This window comes from Phytoamicus setariae (assembly GCF_016722925.1).
GTDB classification, from domain to species: Bacteria; Pseudomonadota; Alphaproteobacteria; order Rhizobiales; family Rhizobiaceae; genus Rhizobium_E; species Rhizobium_E setariae.
This window is the reverse complement of the sequence record NZ_JAEQNC010000003.1, coordinates 440,259-456,853: the sequence shown is the minus strand read 5'-3', so window position 1 is coordinate 456,853 and position 16,595 is coordinate 440,259. Positions and strand designations below refer to the sequence as shown.

Here is a 16,595-nt window from a genome sequence, read left to right as displayed (position 1 = left end):
ATTCCTATTGCCCGGTCGGGCCGAGCGCATCCGCGATCAGGTCGTCTGCCGCTTCCGAAAGCAGGGCCTCGTCGGCAGAGCCGGCCACCGAAACCTTGCCGATTTCGAGCATGATCGGCACCGCAAGCGGCGAGATCTGGTCGAGGCGCATCAGCTTGATATGCCCCTTGATTCGCATCAGCATATCGCCAAGACGTTGAATATCCAAAAGCCCCTGTGCCGCATCATGCCGGGTGGCTTCCAGCAGGATATGGTCCGGTTCGTGGGCGCGCAGAACGTCGTAGATCAGGTCGGATGAAACCGTCACCTGCCGGCCGGACTTTTCCTTGCCCGGATGCCGCCGCTCGATCAGTCCGGCGATCACGGCGCAATTGCGGAAGGTGCGCTTGAGGAGGAAAGTTTCGTTGAGCCAGGCTTCGAGATCGTCGCCCAGCATGTCCTCGCTGAAGAGTTCAGAAACCGAAGTTTTCTTCCGCGAAAAGAACGCGCCGATATCTTCCAGTGCCCAGATTGCCAGCGAATAGTCCGTCGCGACAAAACCGAGCGGCTTGGCGCCTGCGCGTTCGAGCCGGCGGGTGAGCAGCATGCCGAGCGTCTGGTGCGCCAGTCTCCCTTCGAACGGATAGGCGACCATGAAATAGCGGCTGCCGCGCGGAAACGTCTCGATCAGCAGCTCGTCACGCCGTGGCAGCACGGATTTTTCCTCCTGTAGCGCCAGCCAGTCGCACACCTGGTCGGGCAGTTCCCGACGGGCGCCCTTGTCGGCCAGCATCGCCCGGACGCCCTCGGCAAGATAGGTCGACAGCGGAAACTTGCCCCCGGCATAGGCGGGGATGCGCGGATCGGCGGCGCGGGCTTCCGATGTAAGGCACTCGTTTTCGCGGATGCCTTCGAAACGCAGCACCTTGCCGGAAAACAGGAACGTGTCGCCCGGCGCCAGGCTTTCGACGAAATATTCCTCGACCTGGCCGAGCACCGGGCCGCCGCGGCCTGCCGCACCTCTTCCCTGCTTGACGAGGCGAATGTTCAGCATCGGCTCTTCGATGATCGTGCCGATGTTCATGCGGTACTGCTGGACGAACTGTGGGTTCGACACGCGCCAGAGCCCGTCACTGTTCTTGCGGATCTTGGCGTAGCGTTCGTAGCTTTTCAGCGCATAGCCGCCGGTGGCGACAAAATCGAGCGCGCGCTCGAATGTCTCCCACGCGAGATGCGCATAGGGCGAGGCCGAAGTGATTTCCTTGTAGATTGCAAGCGCGTCGAATGGGTCGGCGCAGGCAAGGCCCATAATATGCTGGCAAAGCACGTCGAGCGCGCCGGCCCCCACCGGCGGCGTGTCCTGCGCACCGAGATAGTTGGCGTCCAGCGCCGCCTGGCACTCCATCACCTCGAAACGGTTGGCCGGCACCAGGATGGCGCGGCTCGGCTCGTCCATCCGGTGGTTGGAGCGGCCGATGCGCTGGGCCAGTCGTGAAGCGCCCTTCGGTGCGCCGACATGGATGACGAGATCGACATCGCCCCAGTCCAGCCCGAGATCGAGGGTGGATGTGGCGACAACGGCACGCAGCCGGTTGTCGCTCATCGCCGCTTCCACCTTGCGGCGTTGGCCCGCATCCAGTGAGCCATGATGCAATGCGATCGGCAGGCTGTCGTCGTTGATCCGCCAGAGTTCCTGAAACAGCAATTCGGCCTGCGAGCGTGTGTTGACGAACAGGATCGTCGTGCGGTGCTCCTTGATCGCCTCGTAGACCTCGCCCATCGCATAGCGCGCCGAATGGCCCTGCCATGGAATGTGTTCCTCGGTGCGCAGAATGGTGATGATCGGCTTGGCGCCGCCGGTAATTGTCACAAGCGAGGAGAGGTTCTCCTGGTCCGTCCGTTGCGCTACCAGCCAGCGCCGCAGGTCATCCGGCTCGGCGACCGTTGCCGAAAGGCCGATGGTGCGGAGATCAGGTGCGAGCTTTCTCAGTCGCGCAAGCCCTAGCGACAGCAGATGGCCGCGCTTGGAGGTCACCAGCGAGTGCAATTCGTCGAAAATGACGAGCCGCAAACTCTTGAAAAAACGCTCCGCCTCCTTCGAAGAAATCAGCAGCGCCAGCTGTTCGGGGGTCGTCAGCAGGATATCGGGTGGGTTCAGTCGCTGGCGGGTGCGCTTGTGCTGGGGTGTGTCGCCGGTGCGGGTCTCGATGCTTACGGCAAGCCCCATTTCGCTCACCGGCCGCTCGAGGTTGCGCTCGATATCGACCGCGAGCGCCTTGAGGGGGGAGATATAGAGCGTGTGAATGCCGTGAAATCCGGTGCCTGGCTTGTGCCGGCCGCGGCGATGGAGCTCGATCAGCGAGGGAAGGAAGCCGGCGAGTGTCTTGCCGGCGCCGGTGGGGGCGATCAACAGGGCCGATTGGTCCGCGCCGGTCTTCTCGATCAGCGCGAGCTGGTGCGGCCGTGGTGTCCAGCCCTTGGCAGCAAACCAGCCGGAGAATGGCGCCGGCAGCGCGGCACTCTCCCCGTTCGTGGTCTTCGCATCCATGCTGCCGTCCCTGCTTCGTTCTGCTGAGAGGAAAATAGTCCTTTCATGTTGCGAGGCAAGAACGAATACGCAGTCTCTTGACGCGCTCAGGAATCACGGATAAAAAATATCCATGATAATGGAGCGATCGGAATGAAACTTGGCGATGGCGTGGAACAGGCGATCCATTGTGTCACGATGCTGGCGACATTGTCGCCGGGCGGCGTGCTGTCGGCAGCCGCGCTTGCCGAATTTCATGGAGTCTCGGCCAGTTATCTCCTGAAGCATCTGCAGGCCCTGTCCGGGGCCGGGGTTGTCGAAACCGTACCCGGTCCCAAGGGTGGGTATCGCTTGGCCCGGGCCGCCGGCGACATCTCGTTGCTCGATATCGTGCTGGCCGTCGAAGGCCAGGCTCCCGCCTTTCGCTGCAACGAGATCCGTCAGCGCGGCCCCAATCCGCTGCCTGGCAAACCGACGGAGCCCTGCGGCATTGCCACCGCGATGCTGAACGCCGAACGTGCCTGGCGCGCGGAATTGGGCCGGGTCACGATCGCCGAGATCCGCCGCGGTCTGGCAGAGACCGACAAGGATGGCGCCATCACCGCACGCGGATGCGCCTTTCTCGAACTCCATGAACGCAAATCTGCTTGAACCCCACACGGAAAGGAAAACCGAATGCAAGCCCGTTTCAATTTCTACAAAGCCTCCCCCGAAGCCTACAAGGCCGTCGCTGCGCTCGAGGAATTCGTGCAGACCTGTGGCATCGAAAAGCGCCTGATCCATCTGATCAAGCTGCGCGCCTCCATCATCAACGGCTGTGCCTATTGCGTCGACATGCATGTCAAGGAAGCTCGCCATAGCGGCCTGTCCGAGCAATGGATCAATCTCGTCTCGGCCTGGAAGGAATCTCCGGTCTACGATGCGCGCGAACGCGCCGTGCTCGGATGGACCGACGCCGTCACCAACATTGCACAGACCGGCGCGCCGGACGATGCATATGAGACGCTGAAGGCGCATTTCTCCGAAGACGAGATGACCAAGCTCACTGTGGCTATCGGCACGATCAACGTCTGGAATCGGCTTGCCGTCGGCTTTCGCTCACAACATCCGGTGGATCAGGCGACCAAGGCAGCCTGATTGCTACATCGCGATATAGCGGTCGGTGCGGTGGTTGATGACGATGAAGAAGTTCAGCGCCACCGCGCTGACAACCGAGGCCAGCGCGATCAGCGGACTGGTGACGAAAAAGGCCATGCAGAGGATGGATAGATCGATGGCAAGCTGCACCAGCCCGGCCTTCCACTTGAAGCGGTCCTGCAGGTAAAGCGCGAGAATGCCGACGCCGCCGAGGCTGGCGCGGTGGCGAAAGAGTGCCAGCATGCCCATGCCGATCAGCAATCCGCCGAGGATCGCCGCCCAGACCGGATTGACATAACCGATCTCGATGAACTGCGGCTGGTATTGCGTCAACAGCGACAGCAGGCCAACCGACAGGAAGGTCTTGACGGTGAACGCCACACCAAGCCGCTTGTAGGCGAGATAGTAAAACGGGATGTTGATCACGAAGAAGCCAAGCCCGAAGCTCCAGCCGAAGGCGTAGTGCAGCAGGAAAGCCATGCCGGCAACGCCGCCGGTCAGCAGCCCCGCCTTGGAAAGCAGCATGATGCCAAGTGCTGCCAGCACCGTGCCCGTGAACAAGCCTTGCGCATCCTCGAACAGCGAATGTTTCGTGGGCGCGGTGTTCCAAAGTCCGATTTTGGGCATGAGGGGATCCGTATATGAGCTGGCGCTGCTCTATCGCGACTTTTGTTGCGACGCAACATGCTAATGCTCAACGGCTCGAAAGTGCGGCGATGAAGCGCTGCAGGCTCTCGTTTACATGGTCTTCCACGCGACCCACAGGATCAAAGCCCCACCAGACGAGCGACCCCTGCCATTGTGCCGCCATCATCAGTCCCATTCCTTTCCCGGCGCCCGGGGCATCGGCAAAGCACCTGTCCAGTGCCGCACAAAGTTCTGTCTTCCAGGCAGTTCCCCGCGCCCTGAGCACGGGATCGCGCAGGTCTTCCCGCAAAATCATCAGCCCGTCGGCATAGTGCTCGATGGCGCCGTAATCCTCCGAGAGTCCGACCAGCATCGCGATCGCCCCTTCTGGACTTTGAGGTACGGCTGCTTTCAACAACGCCGTCCTCTCATCGAGCTGGTCCCAGGCGCGGAGCAGGGCGCTTTGCAGCAACCCGGCCTTGGTTCGGAACCGTTGTACCAGCGTCGACGCCGACAAACCGGTCATCTCCGACATCCGTGCGAAGGTCAACTGATCGGGTCCGGCAATGCGGATTAGCTGATAAGCTGCTTCGAGCACGGCGTCATCTGCGAGCATCTTTTTTCGTGGCATCTTGACAATCCAATATAACCGAACGATTGTTTATAAATAATCATGGCAGACTACAGAATTGCGGGAGGACCGTAAATGACGCTGTCGGGAAAAATCGCACTCATCGCGGGTGCCACGCGCGGTGCCGGGCGCGGCATAGCGGCCGAACTCGGTGCGGCAGGCGCGACGGTCTATGTAACCGGTCGCACGACGCGCCACCAGCAATCCGATTATGCCCGCCCTGAAACCATCGAGGAGACGGCTGAAATTGTCACTGCGGCGGGCGGAAATGGCATCGCAGTCCAGGTCGATCACCTTATACCGGAGCAGGTCCAGGCGTTGGTCGGGCGCATCCGCACCGAAGCCGGCCGGCTCGATATCCTCGTCAACGACATCTGGGGCGGCGAAAAGCTGTTCGAATGGAACAAGCCGGTCTGGGAGCACAACCTTGAAAATGGCCTGAAGCTTCTACGGCTCGGCATCGACACGCACCTGATCACCGCCCACTATGCGTTGCCGCTGATGATCGAGCGCCCCGGCAGCTTGCTCGTGGAGGTGACCGATGGGACCGCCGAATACAACGCCGAGCATTACCGTCTATCTCCCTTCTACGATCTAGCCAAGACCGCGGTAAACCGATTGGGCTGGTCGCATGCGCAGGATCTCGCCAGATTTGGTGCGACGTCCGTTTCGTTGACGCCAGGCTGGCTACGCTCGGAGATGATGCTGGAGGCCTTCGGTGTGACCGAGGCGAATTGGCGGGACGCCACGACGCATGTGCCGCATTTCGTCATTTCGGAAACGCCGCGGTTCGTCGGCCGCGCCGTTGTGGCGCTGGCCTCCGATCCGGATCGCGCCCGCTTCAATGGCCAATCGCTGTCGAGCGGCGGGCTCGCTCAAATTTTCGGCTTCACCGATCTGGATGGGTCGCGGCCGGATGCGTGGCGTTACGTAACCGAGGTGCAGGACGCCGGCAGACCCGCCGACGCCACCGGTTACAGATAACGACAGCCTAAAGCTCGAACTGGTCGGTCTCCGGAACGAACTCGGTTTCGGCCAGGGGGTGACTTGTGAAAGCACGCCCTTGTGGCCGTTCTCGGCCCCGGGACCGTAATTAGCTGGCCGGTTTTGCCAGCAGCAGGAGCCCCAATATCGGCGCACCTGCGTCCCAGCGGATCACGGTTTCTTCCCTTGCAAAGGATGCCATTCCATTCTTGATGAGCATTCGTTCCACGTGGGCGGCTGAATGCGCATAGCGCAGCGATGGCCTCAGTTCGAAACCGGTGGTGGCTTCTGACAATTCCACCGAAAAGGCGAAGACCCCATCGGGCGACAGGAGCGTGGCCGCATTGGTGAATGCAGCCTCGAGATCGCCGAGATACATCATCACGTCGGCCGCTGCGACGAGATCCGCGCGATGGCTGGCGGCCGCGCCAAACAGGCCTGATCGATCCGGCGGCAGCGACAGGTCGGCCTTGCCGAGCTGGGCATAGAGACCCTTGGCTGCCGCCTTGGCCAGCATCCGCCCTGAAAGGTCATAGCCTTCGATGATGCCGGCAAGTTCGCGAAAGGCAGCGGCAAACAGCCCGGTGCCGCAGCCGAGATCGACTGTGCAGCGGAAGATCCGGCTACTGGTATTGGCTGCAATCAGTGCCGCGAGTTTCTCCGGCACCGTATATTGCAACTTTTTGACCAGTGCCGCGTCGAACCGATCGGCATAATCGTCGAACAATCCTTCGACGTAGGAACTCGGGGGCAGGTCGGGCTGGCTGGCATCGCCAAGTACCGCCAGTTTCAGCCGTGCGCCGAAAATGTCACCGGGCTCGAGCACCAGAACCTGGCGAAAAGCAGCGATCGCTTTCTGGTTATCGCCGGCCTTCTCGGCATAGCTGCCAAGCCGAAACCACCCTGCCGCCCAGCCGGGCGCAAGCTCCATCGCCTGCTCCATCAGCTCGGCGGCCGCGGCCGGGTCGCCGCTGTCGGCCAGCATGACAGCGTAGTCGGCGCGGCGGTCGGCGACGAGGTCGCCGGAGGTCATATTGCGGCTAGTCGCAGGTTTCATGTGATTTTCTTTGATTTAGAGGTGCAATTGTCTAATTTCCGCCTTGTCGCGCGGTCAAGCGATTCTTTGAGATTCAATGCGGGAGAAATGTATGGCGGATGGGCTGAACAGATTGCTGGGTGGCACACCCGGCCGCACCATCGTCAAGCTCGTTGTCATCTGCGTCGTGGTCGGCTTCATCATGAGCACTTTCGGGCTCTACCCGCTGGACATCGTCAACTGGTTCCGGCGCTCGTTTGTCGAGCTTTGGCGCTCGGGATTTGCGGCTCTCGGGCGGGTTGGCGACTATCTCATCCTGGGTGCCGCCATCGTAATCCCGATCTTCATCCTTCTTCGTATTCTGAACTGGCGAAAATCTTGACCTCTCCGACGCTGATCAATCCAACCCGCCGCCTCCTCCTTGGCGGGTTCGTCTCCACCACGGGCTTGCTTGTCCTGTCGTCGTGCTCGACTACGACAGCGCTCGCGCCGATCGAATCGGGTGCTGTGGTCGATGCGACCGAGGCTTCACTGCCCATGGTCAATTCCGTGCGCCGCAAGAAGGGCCTGTCGGGGTTGTCCTCCGATCCGGTCGCCGCCAGCGCCGCCAAGGATCAGGCGATCATCATGTCGCGCTACGGTCGCATGGATCATCATCTCGGGTCCGACAAGAGCTTCCTTGCCCGCATGAAACGCATGGACGTCCGACTGCCAGCCGCGGAAAATATTGCTACTGGTCAGGACACGGTTGACGAAGCGGTCGCGGCGTGGATCCATTCGAAGAAGCATCTGGAAAACATGCTCGGTTCCTATCGCGGCCTGGGCGTTGCGGTCGCCCGAAACTCCGGCACCGGCAGCAGGCCGTACTGGGCGATGGTGCTGTCCAATCCGGATCCGTCTTTCCTGGGTATTCGGGGCGCATAAATGGACGCCAGGTCGTCGGGTGCATTTGAAGTCACGCACCGCATGGTGCTCGGACTTGCGTTGCCGATGACCTTCGGCTTTCTCACCATTCCGTTGCTCGGCATCACCGACACGGGGGTCGCCGGCCGGCTCGGCGATCCGGCGATCCTGGCCGGACTTGCGATCGGTTCGGTACTGTTCGACCTGATTTTCGCGACATTCAATTTCCTGCGCGCCTCCACCACGGCACTCGTCGCCCAGGCCTGGGGACGCGGCGACCGAGAAGAGCAGGAAGCCGTCTTCTGGCGGGCGCTGCTGTTGTCGCTGGCGCTCGGACTTGGCGTCGCGGCACTGTCGCCGTTCCTGCTCAAGGCGGGCCTGTTGCTGATGGCGCCGGAAGAGAGTGCTGCCGATGCGACGAGCCACTGGTTCACGATCCGGGTGCTGTCGGCGCCGGCCGGGCTCGCCAACTATGCAATCCTCGGCTTTCTGCTCGGCCGGGGCCAGGCGCGCATCGGCCTGTTACTCCAGGCGCTGATCAACGGCATCAATATCGTCTTGTCGATCTTCCTCGGCCTGACGCTGCAATGGGGTATTTCCGGTATTGCATTTGCTACCATCACCGGCGAGACCATCGGTGCTCTCGCCGGGCTGGCGATCATCCTGGCCAGGTTTCGCCATCGCAACCCGCTTGCGGTTGCCGGGTTGCTTGATCGCCAGAGGCTGATGCAGCTTTTCTCGCTCAACACTGACATCATGATCCGCTCCTTCGTGCTCCTCGCGGCGTTTTTCCTGATGACGCGGATCGGCACGGGGTTCGGCCCGGTGACGCTCGCGGCCAATGCGGTGCTGATGAACTTCTTCATGATTGCCGGCTTCTGGCTCGACGGATTGGCCAACGCTGCCGAAACGATCATCGGCCGGTCGATCGGCGCCCACTGGCGGCCGGCCTTCGATCGTGGCCTGAAGCTCACCGGCTACTGGTCGCTGGTTCTGGCGATCTTCACCACGCTCGGCCTGCTGGCGATCGGCCGGCCAGCAATCGATTTCCTGACGACGGTCGAATCGGTGCGCGTGGTGGCCTATGATCACCTCGGCTGGGCGGCGATCACTGCCGTCTCGGGCTGTCTGGCCTTCCTGATGGATGGCGTCTTTATCGGCGCCACCTGGTCGCATGCCATGCGCAACCGCATGATTCTGGCCTTTGCCGGTTACTGCGTGGCGCTCGCGGTTCTTGTCCCACTCGCCGGCAACACCGGACTGTGGATATCGCTCAACGTATTTCTGATTTTGCGCGGCATCCTTCTGGCTGTGCGGGTGCCGGCGCTGCGCGATCAGATCTTCAGGCCGGCCCAGTAGTCCGTGCGGCTGTCCCGGATATCCCGGATGCTGGCCAGCTTTTCGCGATTGCACAGTGTCGACAGGCCGCGCACGATCCGTGCCGGCAGGCCCGGCCCTTCATAGACCATCGCGGAATAGAGCTGGATGAGATCGGCGCCTGCCCGGATTTTCTCCGCAGCCGTTTCCGGCGAATGGATGCCGCCTACCCCGATGATCGGAAAATCCTTGCCAAGGCGCTTGCGCATGCGGGCCAACACGGCGGTCGATTTCTCGAACAGCGGCTTGCCGGAAAGCCCACCTGCCTCGGCTGCCGTCACCCGGTCGGCAAGGCCGTCGCGCGACAGCGTCGTATTCGAGACGATGATGCCGTCGAGGCGGCTGGCCAGCACTTCGGCTGATATGTCGTCGAGGCCTTCCTCGGTCAGATCCGGTGCGATCTTGAGAAATACCGGTACGATCCGACCGGACTTCTTCGCTTCCTCGTCGCGGGCGGCAAGCACGGCAACGAGCAGTTCACGCAGGCTGTCGCGCGCCTGCAGGTCGCGCAGGCCGGGCGTGTTGGGCGAGGAGATGTTGGCGGTGAAATAGCGTGCGACCGGATAGAAGTTCCCGATCCCCGCGACATAGTCCCCGACCCGGTCTGTCGTATCCTTGTTGGCGCCGATATTGACGCCGACGATCCCTGCGGGCCGGCCGCGCAACCGTTCCAGCGCTGCGGCATGGCCTTCATTGTTGAACCCGAAGCGGTTGATGACTCCCTGATCCGCCACCAGACGGAACAGCCGGGGCCGGGGATTGCCGCTCTGCGGCTTTGGCGTCACCGTGCCGATTTCGGTGAAGCCGAAGCCCAGCTTCAGCATCGCTGCGGGCACCTCGGCATTCTTGTCGTAGCCGGCGGCAAGGCCAAGGGGATTGGGAAATTTCAATCCGGCGAGATCGACATGCAGGCGGGGGTCGTCTTCCGCCGCCGGGGCCGGCATCAGGCCGGTTTTCAGGCCGGTGATCGACAGGCCGTGCGCCGTCTCGGGATCGATCCTGAACAGACCGGCGCGGATCAGCGGCCAAAGCGCGTCCGTCATTGCATGTCCTCCGGAAAGCGATGGTTTCCATCGGCTTCGAGCGGCAGCGGTTTGGCCCAAAGGATAGCGGAGACCGGCAATGTCCCGTAAAGATGCGGAAAGAGGTCGCCGCCGCGCGATGGTTCATAGACCAGCTTGTCGCCCAGTTCTGCATCATCGACCGCGACGAGCAGCAGGTCGGTTTGGCCGTGAAAGTAAAGTTCGGCCGTTCGGCGCGCCTGGGCGCTGGTAGAAAAGTGGATGTAGCCGTCCTGAATGTCGATCGGCGCTCCGGTAAAGGTGCCGCTGGCTTCGGCCTGCTGCCACAAATCTGCTGGAACGATCTTGTAGATTATGCCTGACATTGCTTCGTATCCTCGTATTTCTTCGCTCCCTAGCGCCTTTTGCCGCTGTGGAAAAGGCGTGCCGGCGTACACCCTGCTTAAACTGGAGGAAAAACCATGCTCCCACGTTTTTTGCCGCTCGCGATCGCTCTTGCGGTGCTGCCTGCAATGTCATTTGCAGCCGAGCCGGCTGCCTCCCGTTACCAGATCGTCCCGGTATCAGGTGGTTTTGTCCGGCTCGATACCGTATCGGGCGCGCTGACTTTCTGCCGGGACGAAGTTGACGATTTTGCCTGCCGCGCGGTCGATGCCGGTGGCTTGGCCGGCAGCGAACCCGGCAAGCAGGCGCTGCAGCAGGATCGCACGTCTTCCGCAGAGGATTTCGACAGGGCTCTTTCGGCCATCGAGAGGGCGATGAAAAGCTTTATGTCAATCGCTGGCGAGAAGACCAAGGACTGCACGTTGTAAAAGTGCTTTCGGTTGGACCCGTCGTGTTGTAGCCTTCCCCAACGACAGTAAACGGGCGATAAAAACCATGCCCGCGGGGGAGAAATGAGCCAGGCCGCGACCATTATCATTGCCGACGATCACCCGTTGTTCCGCGGCGCCTTGAAGCAGGCTCTGACACAGTCGGCAGGCGGCACGGAGATTGTCGAGGCGGGTGATTTCGAGGAGGCTCGCAAAGCGGCCCGCATGCATGGCGAAGCAGATCTGATGCTGCTTGACCTGACCATGCCGGGGGGCAGCGGTCTCACCGGACTGATGATGATCCGGGCGGAATTTCAGAACATCCCGGTAGCGGTGATCACCGCCAGCGACGATCAAGCGACCATTCGCCGGGCGATCGAACTCGGCGCGTCCGCCTTCATTCCGAAATCCAGTGGCATCGAGGAGATCCGCACTGCCATAAGTACGGTTCTGGAAGGCGGACTGTGGTTTCCGCCGGGTTTTGATGCCGGTCGCGAGCATGATCCGGAGATCGAGACGCTGATCGGCCGGCTCAAGACGCTGACTCCCCAGCAAACGCGGGTGCTCGGCATGATCGGCGAGGGCCTGCTCAACAAGCAGATCGCCTATGAACTCGGCGTTTCCGAAGCGACGATCAAGGCGCATGTGTCGGCGATCCTGCTCAAGCTCGACGTCGATAGCCGTACCCAGGCCGTGATCCAGATGGCTAAGATCGGCACGGCGATTTCTGCCTGATCTGGAAAAATTTTCCCATGGCAGGATTTTATTCCTGTATCGCTTTACTCATGCCGCCACTGTGGCTATTATACGGCAGAACCTCAACAAGATGCTCACGCCCATCCGAAAGCACCGGCCGGCCATGTTCTCGCATAACAAGATTTGGGAGGCGATCGACCAGCTGGCGGCACGCCACGAGCTGACGCCGTCGGGACTTGCCCGCAAGGCGGGTCTTGATCCGACATCCTTCAACAAGTCGAAGCGGCAAAGCGCGGACGGACGGCAGCGCTGGCCGTCGACGGAATCGATCTACAAAATTCTCGAGGCGACCAGCTCGACCATTGAGGACTTCATGGCTGTGTTGCAGGGGCCGCTCAAGCTTTCGGGCCTGCCGGACGGGGCGTTTCCGCCACAAACCTCGACCATCCCGCTGCTGGGCTTCGCCCAAGCGGGGGCCGGCGGATTCTTCGATGATGGCGGCTTTCCCGCTGGCCAGGGCTGGGATGTGGTGGAGTTTCCGGTTTCACCCGCACAGAAATCCGGTGTCTATGCGCTGGAGGTCCAAGGCGAGAGCATGATGCCGCTCTATCGCGACGGCGACGTGTTGATCGTTGAGCCCGGTGCGCAGGTCCGCCGCAACGACCGCATCGTCGTGCGCACCAAGGAGGGCGAGGTGATGGCGAAAGTGCTGATCCGCCAGACGCCCAAGGCCATCGAGCTGATGTCGCTCAACCCCGAACATCCCGGACGGACGATCGAAGTTGCCGACGTGGACTGGATCGCGCGGATCATCTGGGCTAGCCAATAAGGGGAAATTGCAGGCCGTCGGTTCCAACCAGCGCCTGCGGCATTGGGGAGGACAAGATGACTGATGTTGGGATCACTGGCTATCACGCACCGAAGGCGCCTACGCAAAGCGTAACGCTGCCGGCGCGACCTGAACCGCTGACCCTGAAGCCGTCGGAAACCGCTGTCATCGTGGTCGACATGCAGAACGCCTACGCGACGGAGGGAGGCTATGTCGATATCGCCGGCTTCGATATTTCCGGCGCCAAGGGCACGATCGCCAATATCAAGAAGACGCTCGATGCGGCGCGCCAAAACGGCGTGCAGATCGTCTATTTCCAGAACGGCTGGGACAAGGACTATGTCGAGGCAGGTGGTCCCGGATCGCCCAACTGGCACAAGTCCAATGCGCTGAAGACCATGCGGGCGCGGCCGGAACTGCAGGGCCAGCTGCTTTCTAAGGGCGGCTGGGACTATGCGATCATCGACGAGCTCGCGCCCCAGCCGGGCGATATCGTCGTGCCGAAGACGCGTTACAGCGGGTTCTTCAACACCGGCGTGGACAGCATTCTCAGGGCGCGCGGCATCCGCAATCTCGTCTTTGTCGGCATCGCCACCAATGTCTGCGTCGAAAGCTCGCTGCGCGATGCCTTCCATCTCGAATATTTCGGCGTGATGCTCGAAGACGCGACCAACCATCTCGGTCCCGAATTTATTCAGCAGGCGACAATCTTCAATGTCGAGAAATTCTTCGGCTGGGTCTCGACCGTTAATGATTTCTGCGGCGCGATCTCGCAGGCAGCGCCGGCCGATGCGGCCGGTGAATGACAGCGGCCGGCTGCATCGGCCGGTGTCAGGCCGTTGCCGGCATGGCGCGGTCGAGCAGCGCCTGCCAATAGGCTTCGGTCAATTCGCCGCCGCCGAACAGGATGCGGTACATGATCGGTGCAATCACGTGGTCGACCATGTCCTGCACCACGATCGGGTGTTCGCCGCGCGCCTTGGCACGGCCAGCAATGACGTTCAGATGGTCGAATGTGTAGCCGCAGCACTGGCCCGTGTAGGTCGCGTCGGTGGCGCTGGAAAATATATCCCGCAGCATGGCCCGGCCGGTGGGCGAGGAAAACTCCTCGGCATATTGCTCGACATAGGCCTTGAGGTCGCTGATCTGTGCGCCGGTGTCGTCCGGGTCGGACACCGGCCGCAGGCGTTCCGCCGCAACGTCGGCCAAGAGTTCGGCAAGATCGCCCCAGCGACGGTAGATGGTCGAGGGCGTGACGCCTGAACGGGCCGCGATCATCGGCACGGTCAGCTCGGCGCGATCGGCTTCCTGCTGTAGCTCCTTGACCGCCTTGTGCACTTCGGCCTGGATGCGTGCACTGCGCCCGCCGACCCTGACCCTTTCCTTCATCGCCATTGCCAATACCCGCGAGGAGACTTTTCTCCGTCTTCTTAACGCAAAATAATTGCGTTAAGGCTGTTTTCGTCGTACATGACCTTAACGCTATGATTTAGCTTTTAGGATAGGTCACATCCATGTCCGATACAAGTCCTTCGCATTTTGCTCATCCCGGGCAGTTTTCACGCCGGATATCGATTGCCTATGGCGTTGTCGCCGCGGCGCTGTTTTCCGCCAGCAGCAGCGCGCCGACGCCGGTCTACCACCTCTACCAGGAGACGCTCGGGCTGACGCCCGTGATGCTGATGACGATCTTTTCCGTCTATGCCTTCACTCTGCTTGCAGCGCTGCTGACCATTGGTTCGTTGTCGGATTATGTGGGTCGCAAGCCGGTGATCTTTGGCGCTCTTGGTCTCAATCTCATCGCGATGGCATTGTTTGCCGAAGCAGCGTCGGCGGGGATGCTGGTACTGGCGCGGGCCATTCAGGGGCTTGCGGCGGGTGCGGCCATGACCACGATGGGGGCAGCGATCCTCGATTTCGACCGGGCGCGCGGTCCCGTGATCAACAGCCTCACGGCATTCATCGGGCTGACGGCAGGCTCATTGGTGTCAGGTGTTCTCGTCACCTATGCGCCGTTGCCGACCCAGCTCGTCTACGTGGTGTTGCTTGCCGCAACACTTCTACTGATCGTGCTGCTCCGCTGGCTGCCGGAATCGACCGAGGGCAAGAAGGGCGCCTGGGCCTCGCTCAAGCCGCACATTGCGGTGCCAGCCCAGACACGCAAGGCGTTGCTCAGGATCACGCCCGTCAACATTGCCGGTTGGGCGCTGGGTGGCTTCTATTTCTCGCTGATGCCGTCTTTGATCCGGGTTGCAACGGGGATTACCGCCCCGGTGTTCGGTGGCGTCATCGTTGCAATTCTGACGCTGACCGCCACATTCACGGCGCTCGTACTCAAGAGCCGGCCAGGGACGCAGGTGCTGACGATCGGCACGCTGTCGCTGATTTCAGGGGTCGCGGTCACGCTTGCCGGTGTCTATCTGCATCTGGTGCCGCTGATGCTGCTGGGCGCGGTTGTCACCGGCGTCGGCTTTGGTTCGTGCTACTCGGGCGCGCTCCGCATCGTGCTGCCGCTCGCCCATCCCGATGAGCGCGCCGGACTGCTCTCGACCTTCTTCATCCAGAGCTACCTGGCCTTCTCCCTGCCGACGATTGCTGTCGGCCTGATCGCGCCGAGCATCGGGCTTTCCAATGCTGCCTATCTTTATGGCGGCATTGTCATCCTGCTCGCCGCCATCTCGCTTGCCGCGACGCGGGCCCCGCGCCGGGAGCCCTCGGCGGCCTGATGTGGTTCAACGCATGACGAAGGGGTCGGACACGTCCTGGCCGACCCGACGAAATTCGTCGTTGACAGCGTATTCAAAGTGCCCCGTTGCGTGGCGGGATGATGCCGTTCAGCAGGTAGTTGCCGACAGCATGGAATTTCCACCGCACCGGATCATGCAGCGTGTGGGTGCGGGCATTGCGCCAGTGGCGGTCCAGATTGTGGCTGCGCCGGGTCGAGGAGGTTCCCGCGAGTTCGAACAGCGTGTTGGTCGCCTCGAGCGCGATTTCTGTCGTGAGCACTTTGGCCGCCGCAACGGCAAGGGTGGCCGAGACGGTGTTTTCGTCTGAAGGATCGATCTGCGCAAGGTCGACCTTTCGCCCGGCCGAGTCGGTCAGTGCCGTTGCGGCATCGATCTGTATGGCAATTCTGCCGACCTTGGCGATGGTCAAGGGATCCTCGGAGGCGCGTTCGACGCCGGCATCCATCCAGGGGCGCGCGCGGTGCTGGACGAAATCGACCGTTTCCCTGAGCGCGGCGCGGGCAATGCCGAGATCGACGGCGGCCTGTATGATCTGTCCGACCGAGCCAATCGTCTGTGGGCGTTCAAAGCCCAGATGGTGCCGGACGACGGCATCGGCCGGCACGTACACGTCGTTCAGCACAGTGGTGCCGCTGCCGGTGGTACGTTGGCCAAAGCCGTCCCAGTCATCGATGATCTCGATACCCTTGGTGCCGCGCGGTACAAACGACATTGTCAGCTTGTCGTCGGCATCGTTGGCGAAGATCACGATCCAGTCGGCAAACAGCACGCCCGTCGAGTAGAATTTGCGGCCGTTGATGCGGAAGCCGGCCCCATCAGCAGTGATCCTGGTGTTGTAGTGGCCGACGGTCTTGGTCCCTGTTTCCGAAAGCGCGTTGCCGAACTTGTCGCCTGCAAGCGCACGTTCGAAATAGAAAGCTTTCTGCTCATCCGTGCCGTCGTGGCGCAGCGCCTCAAGGATGTAGAAATGGTTCTGAGGAATCTGACCGATCGAGCTGTCAGCTTCCGACAGGATTGCAATGACCTCCGCCAGCGTCGAGTTGGAGACATCGATGCCGCCGAACGCTTCGGGCACCGTGATGGCGAGGAGACCGGAGTCGGAAAGACGGTCGAGTTCTGCATGTGGGAGGGCGCGTTCGAGATCGCGGCGGCTTGCACCGCTGGCAAAATCGGCGGCCAGTTGGCGCGCGACCGATAGCGCTTCGGCCTCGGTTGAGATCCGGCGGGCAACCGGGAGTTTTTCGGAAAGTGCGGTTTGTTGTGTCATGATGATATCTTTCTGTCGGCC

The 16,595-nt window shown here is 61.7% G+C and carries 19 protein-coding genes; 11 read left to right on the top strand and 8 right to left on the bottom strand.

The genetic code is table 11. From position 1 onward, the window contains the following. Nucleotides 1-4: 4 nt before the first annotated feature. Entirely contained in the window at nucleotides 5-2,527 is a 2,523-nt protein-coding gene (locus JJB09_RS07440; protein WP_201655420.1) for a ligase-associated DNA damage response DEXH box helicase, read from the bottom strand. A gap of 132 nt (nucleotides 2,528-2,659) precedes the next feature. Between JJB09_RS07440 and JJB09_RS07435 the strand changes: the two genes are divergently transcribed. Continuing rightward, the gene (locus JJB09_RS07435) at nucleotides 2,660-3,157 is read left to right on the top strand and encodes an Rrf2 family transcriptional regulator (RefSeq protein ID WP_201655417.1); all 498 of its coding nucleotides are present in this window, start codon (nucleotides 2,660-2,662) and stop codon (nucleotides 3,155-3,157) included. A gap of 24 nt (nucleotides 3,158-3,181) precedes the next feature. Next, nucleotides 3,182-3,643 carry a carboxymuconolactone decarboxylase family protein gene (locus tag JJB09_RS07430; RefSeq protein ID WP_201655414.1) on the top strand — a complete coding sequence of 154 codons (462 nt, stop codon included), beginning with the start codon at nucleotides 3,182-3,184 and terminating at the stop codon, nucleotides 3,641-3,643. Nucleotides 3,644-3,646: 3 nt separating this feature from the next. On the opposite strand, the gene JJB09_RS07425 is transcribed toward JJB09_RS07430, so the two are convergent. Both JJB09_RS07425 and JJB09_RS07420 read right to left on the bottom strand, forming a co-directional pair. Next, complete coding sequence (locus JJB09_RS07425; RefSeq protein ID WP_201655412.1) at nucleotides 3,647-4,270, bottom strand: YitT family protein; 624 nt, start codon at nucleotides 4,268-4,270, stop codon at nucleotides 3,647-3,649. Between the two features lie 67 nt (nucleotides 4,271-4,337). Next, nucleotides 4,338-4,901: a TetR/AcrR family transcriptional regulator gene (locus JJB09_RS07420; protein WP_201655409.1), complete on the bottom strand. Its 564-nt coding sequence runs from the start codon at nucleotides 4,899-4,901 to the stop codon at nucleotides 4,338-4,340. Between the two features lie 75 nt (nucleotides 4,902-4,976). On the opposite strand from JJB09_RS07420, the gene JJB09_RS07415 reads away from it, so the two are divergent. After that, complete coding sequence (locus JJB09_RS07415; protein ID WP_201655406.1) at nucleotides 4,977-5,885, top strand: SDR family oxidoreductase; 909 nt, start codon at nucleotides 4,977-4,979, stop codon at nucleotides 5,883-5,885. A 109-nt stretch (nucleotides 5,886-5,994) separates the two neighbouring features. Here JJB09_RS07415 and JJB09_RS07410 read toward each other — a convergent pair whose 3' ends face one another. After that, nucleotides 5,995-6,942 (bottom strand): class I SAM-dependent DNA methyltransferase, encoded by a 948-nt coding sequence (locus tag JJB09_RS07410; RefSeq protein ID WP_201655403.1) that lies wholly within the window; start codon nucleotides 6,940-6,942, stop codon nucleotides 5,995-5,997. A gap of 91 nt (nucleotides 6,943-7,033) precedes the next feature. Here JJB09_RS07410 and JJB09_RS07405 point away from each other — a divergent pair, with 91 nt between their 5' ends. The 3 genes from JJB09_RS07405 to JJB09_RS07395 are packed head-to-tail and all read left to right on the top strand — an operon-like array spanning nucleotide 7,034 to nucleotide 9,183. Then, the gene (locus JJB09_RS07405) at nucleotides 7,034-7,303 is read left to right on the top strand and encodes a DUF6460 domain-containing protein (RefSeq protein WP_201655400.1); all 270 of its coding nucleotides are present in this window, start codon (nucleotides 7,034-7,036) and stop codon (nucleotides 7,301-7,303) included. After that, on the top strand, nucleotides 7,300-7,845 hold the full coding sequence (locus JJB09_RS07400) for a CAP domain-containing protein (protein WP_201655397.1): 546 nt from the start codon (nucleotides 7,300-7,302) through the stop codon (nucleotides 7,843-7,845). The genes JJB09_RS07405 and JJB09_RS07400 overlap by 4 nt, the downstream gene beginning before the upstream one ends. Continuing rightward, on the top strand, nucleotides 7,846-9,183 hold the full coding sequence (locus JJB09_RS07395) for an MATE family efflux transporter (protein WP_201655394.1): 1,338 nt from the start codon (nucleotides 7,846-7,848) through the stop codon (nucleotides 9,181-9,183). On the opposite strand, the gene JJB09_RS07390 is transcribed toward JJB09_RS07395, so the two are convergent. Then, nucleotides 9,159-10,244 (bottom strand): quinone-dependent dihydroorotate dehydrogenase, encoded by a 1,086-nt coding sequence (locus JJB09_RS07390; RefSeq protein WP_201655391.1) that lies wholly within the window; start codon nucleotides 10,242-10,244, stop codon nucleotides 9,159-9,161. The genes JJB09_RS07395 and JJB09_RS07390 overlap by 25 nt on opposite strands. Further along, nucleotides 10,241-10,588, bottom strand: a complete 348-nt coding sequence (locus tag JJB09_RS07385; RefSeq protein ID WP_201655388.1) for a DUF952 domain-containing protein — start codon at nucleotides 10,586-10,588, stop codon at nucleotides 10,241-10,243. The genes JJB09_RS07390 and JJB09_RS07385 overlap by 4 nt, the downstream gene beginning before the upstream one ends. Nucleotides 10,589-10,684: 96 nt before the next feature. On the opposite strand from JJB09_RS07385, the gene JJB09_RS07380 reads away from it, so the two are divergent. The 4 genes from JJB09_RS07380 to rutB all read left to right on the top strand — a co-directional run bounded on the left by JJB09_RS07380 (nucleotide 10,685) and on the right by rutB (nucleotide 13,366). Further along, nucleotides 10,685-11,035 carry a hypothetical protein gene (locus JJB09_RS07380; protein WP_201655385.1) on the top strand — a complete coding sequence of 117 codons (351 nt, stop codon included), beginning with the start codon at nucleotides 10,685-10,687 and terminating at the stop codon, nucleotides 11,033-11,035. Between the two features lie 84 nt (nucleotides 11,036-11,119). Further along, nucleotides 11,120-11,770, top strand: coding sequence for a response regulator transcription factor (locus JJB09_RS07375; RefSeq protein WP_201655382.1), 651 nt, complete (start codon nucleotides 11,120-11,122; stop codon nucleotides 11,768-11,770). 124 nt (nucleotides 11,771-11,894) lie between these two features. Then, the gene (locus tag JJB09_RS07370) at nucleotides 11,895-12,560 is read left to right on the top strand and encodes a LexA family transcriptional regulator (RefSeq protein ID WP_201655625.1); all 666 of its coding nucleotides are present in this window, start codon (nucleotides 11,895-11,897) and stop codon (nucleotides 12,558-12,560) included. 56 nt (nucleotides 12,561-12,616) lie between these two features. Further along, the gene (gene rutB / locus JJB09_RS07365) at nucleotides 12,617-13,366 is read left to right on the top strand and encodes a pyrimidine utilization protein B (protein WP_201655379.1); all 750 of its coding nucleotides are present in this window, start codon (nucleotides 12,617-12,619) and stop codon (nucleotides 13,364-13,366) included. Between the two features lie 25 nt (nucleotides 13,367-13,391). Here rutB and JJB09_RS07360 read toward each other — a convergent pair whose 3' ends face one another. Next, nucleotides 13,392-13,955 carry a TetR/AcrR family transcriptional regulator gene (locus JJB09_RS07360; RefSeq protein WP_201655376.1) on the bottom strand — a complete coding sequence of 188 codons (564 nt, stop codon included), beginning with the start codon at nucleotides 13,953-13,955 and terminating at the stop codon, nucleotides 13,392-13,394. Nucleotides 13,956-14,074: 119 nt separating this feature from the next. On the opposite strand from JJB09_RS07360, the gene JJB09_RS07355 reads away from it, so the two are divergent. After that, nucleotides 14,075-15,286 (top strand): MFS transporter, encoded by a 1,212-nt coding sequence (locus tag JJB09_RS07355; RefSeq protein WP_201655373.1) that lies wholly within the window; start codon nucleotides 14,075-14,077, stop codon nucleotides 15,284-15,286. Nucleotides 15,287-15,359: 73 nt separating this feature from the next. Here the strand turns inward: JJB09_RS07355 and JJB09_RS07350 are convergent, their stop codons facing one another. Further along, complete coding sequence (locus JJB09_RS07350) at nucleotides 15,360-16,574, bottom strand: SfnB family sulfur acquisition oxidoreductase (RefSeq protein WP_201655370.1); 1,215 nt, start codon at nucleotides 16,572-16,574, stop codon at nucleotides 15,360-15,362. Nucleotides 16,575-16,595 lie beyond the last annotated feature (21 nt).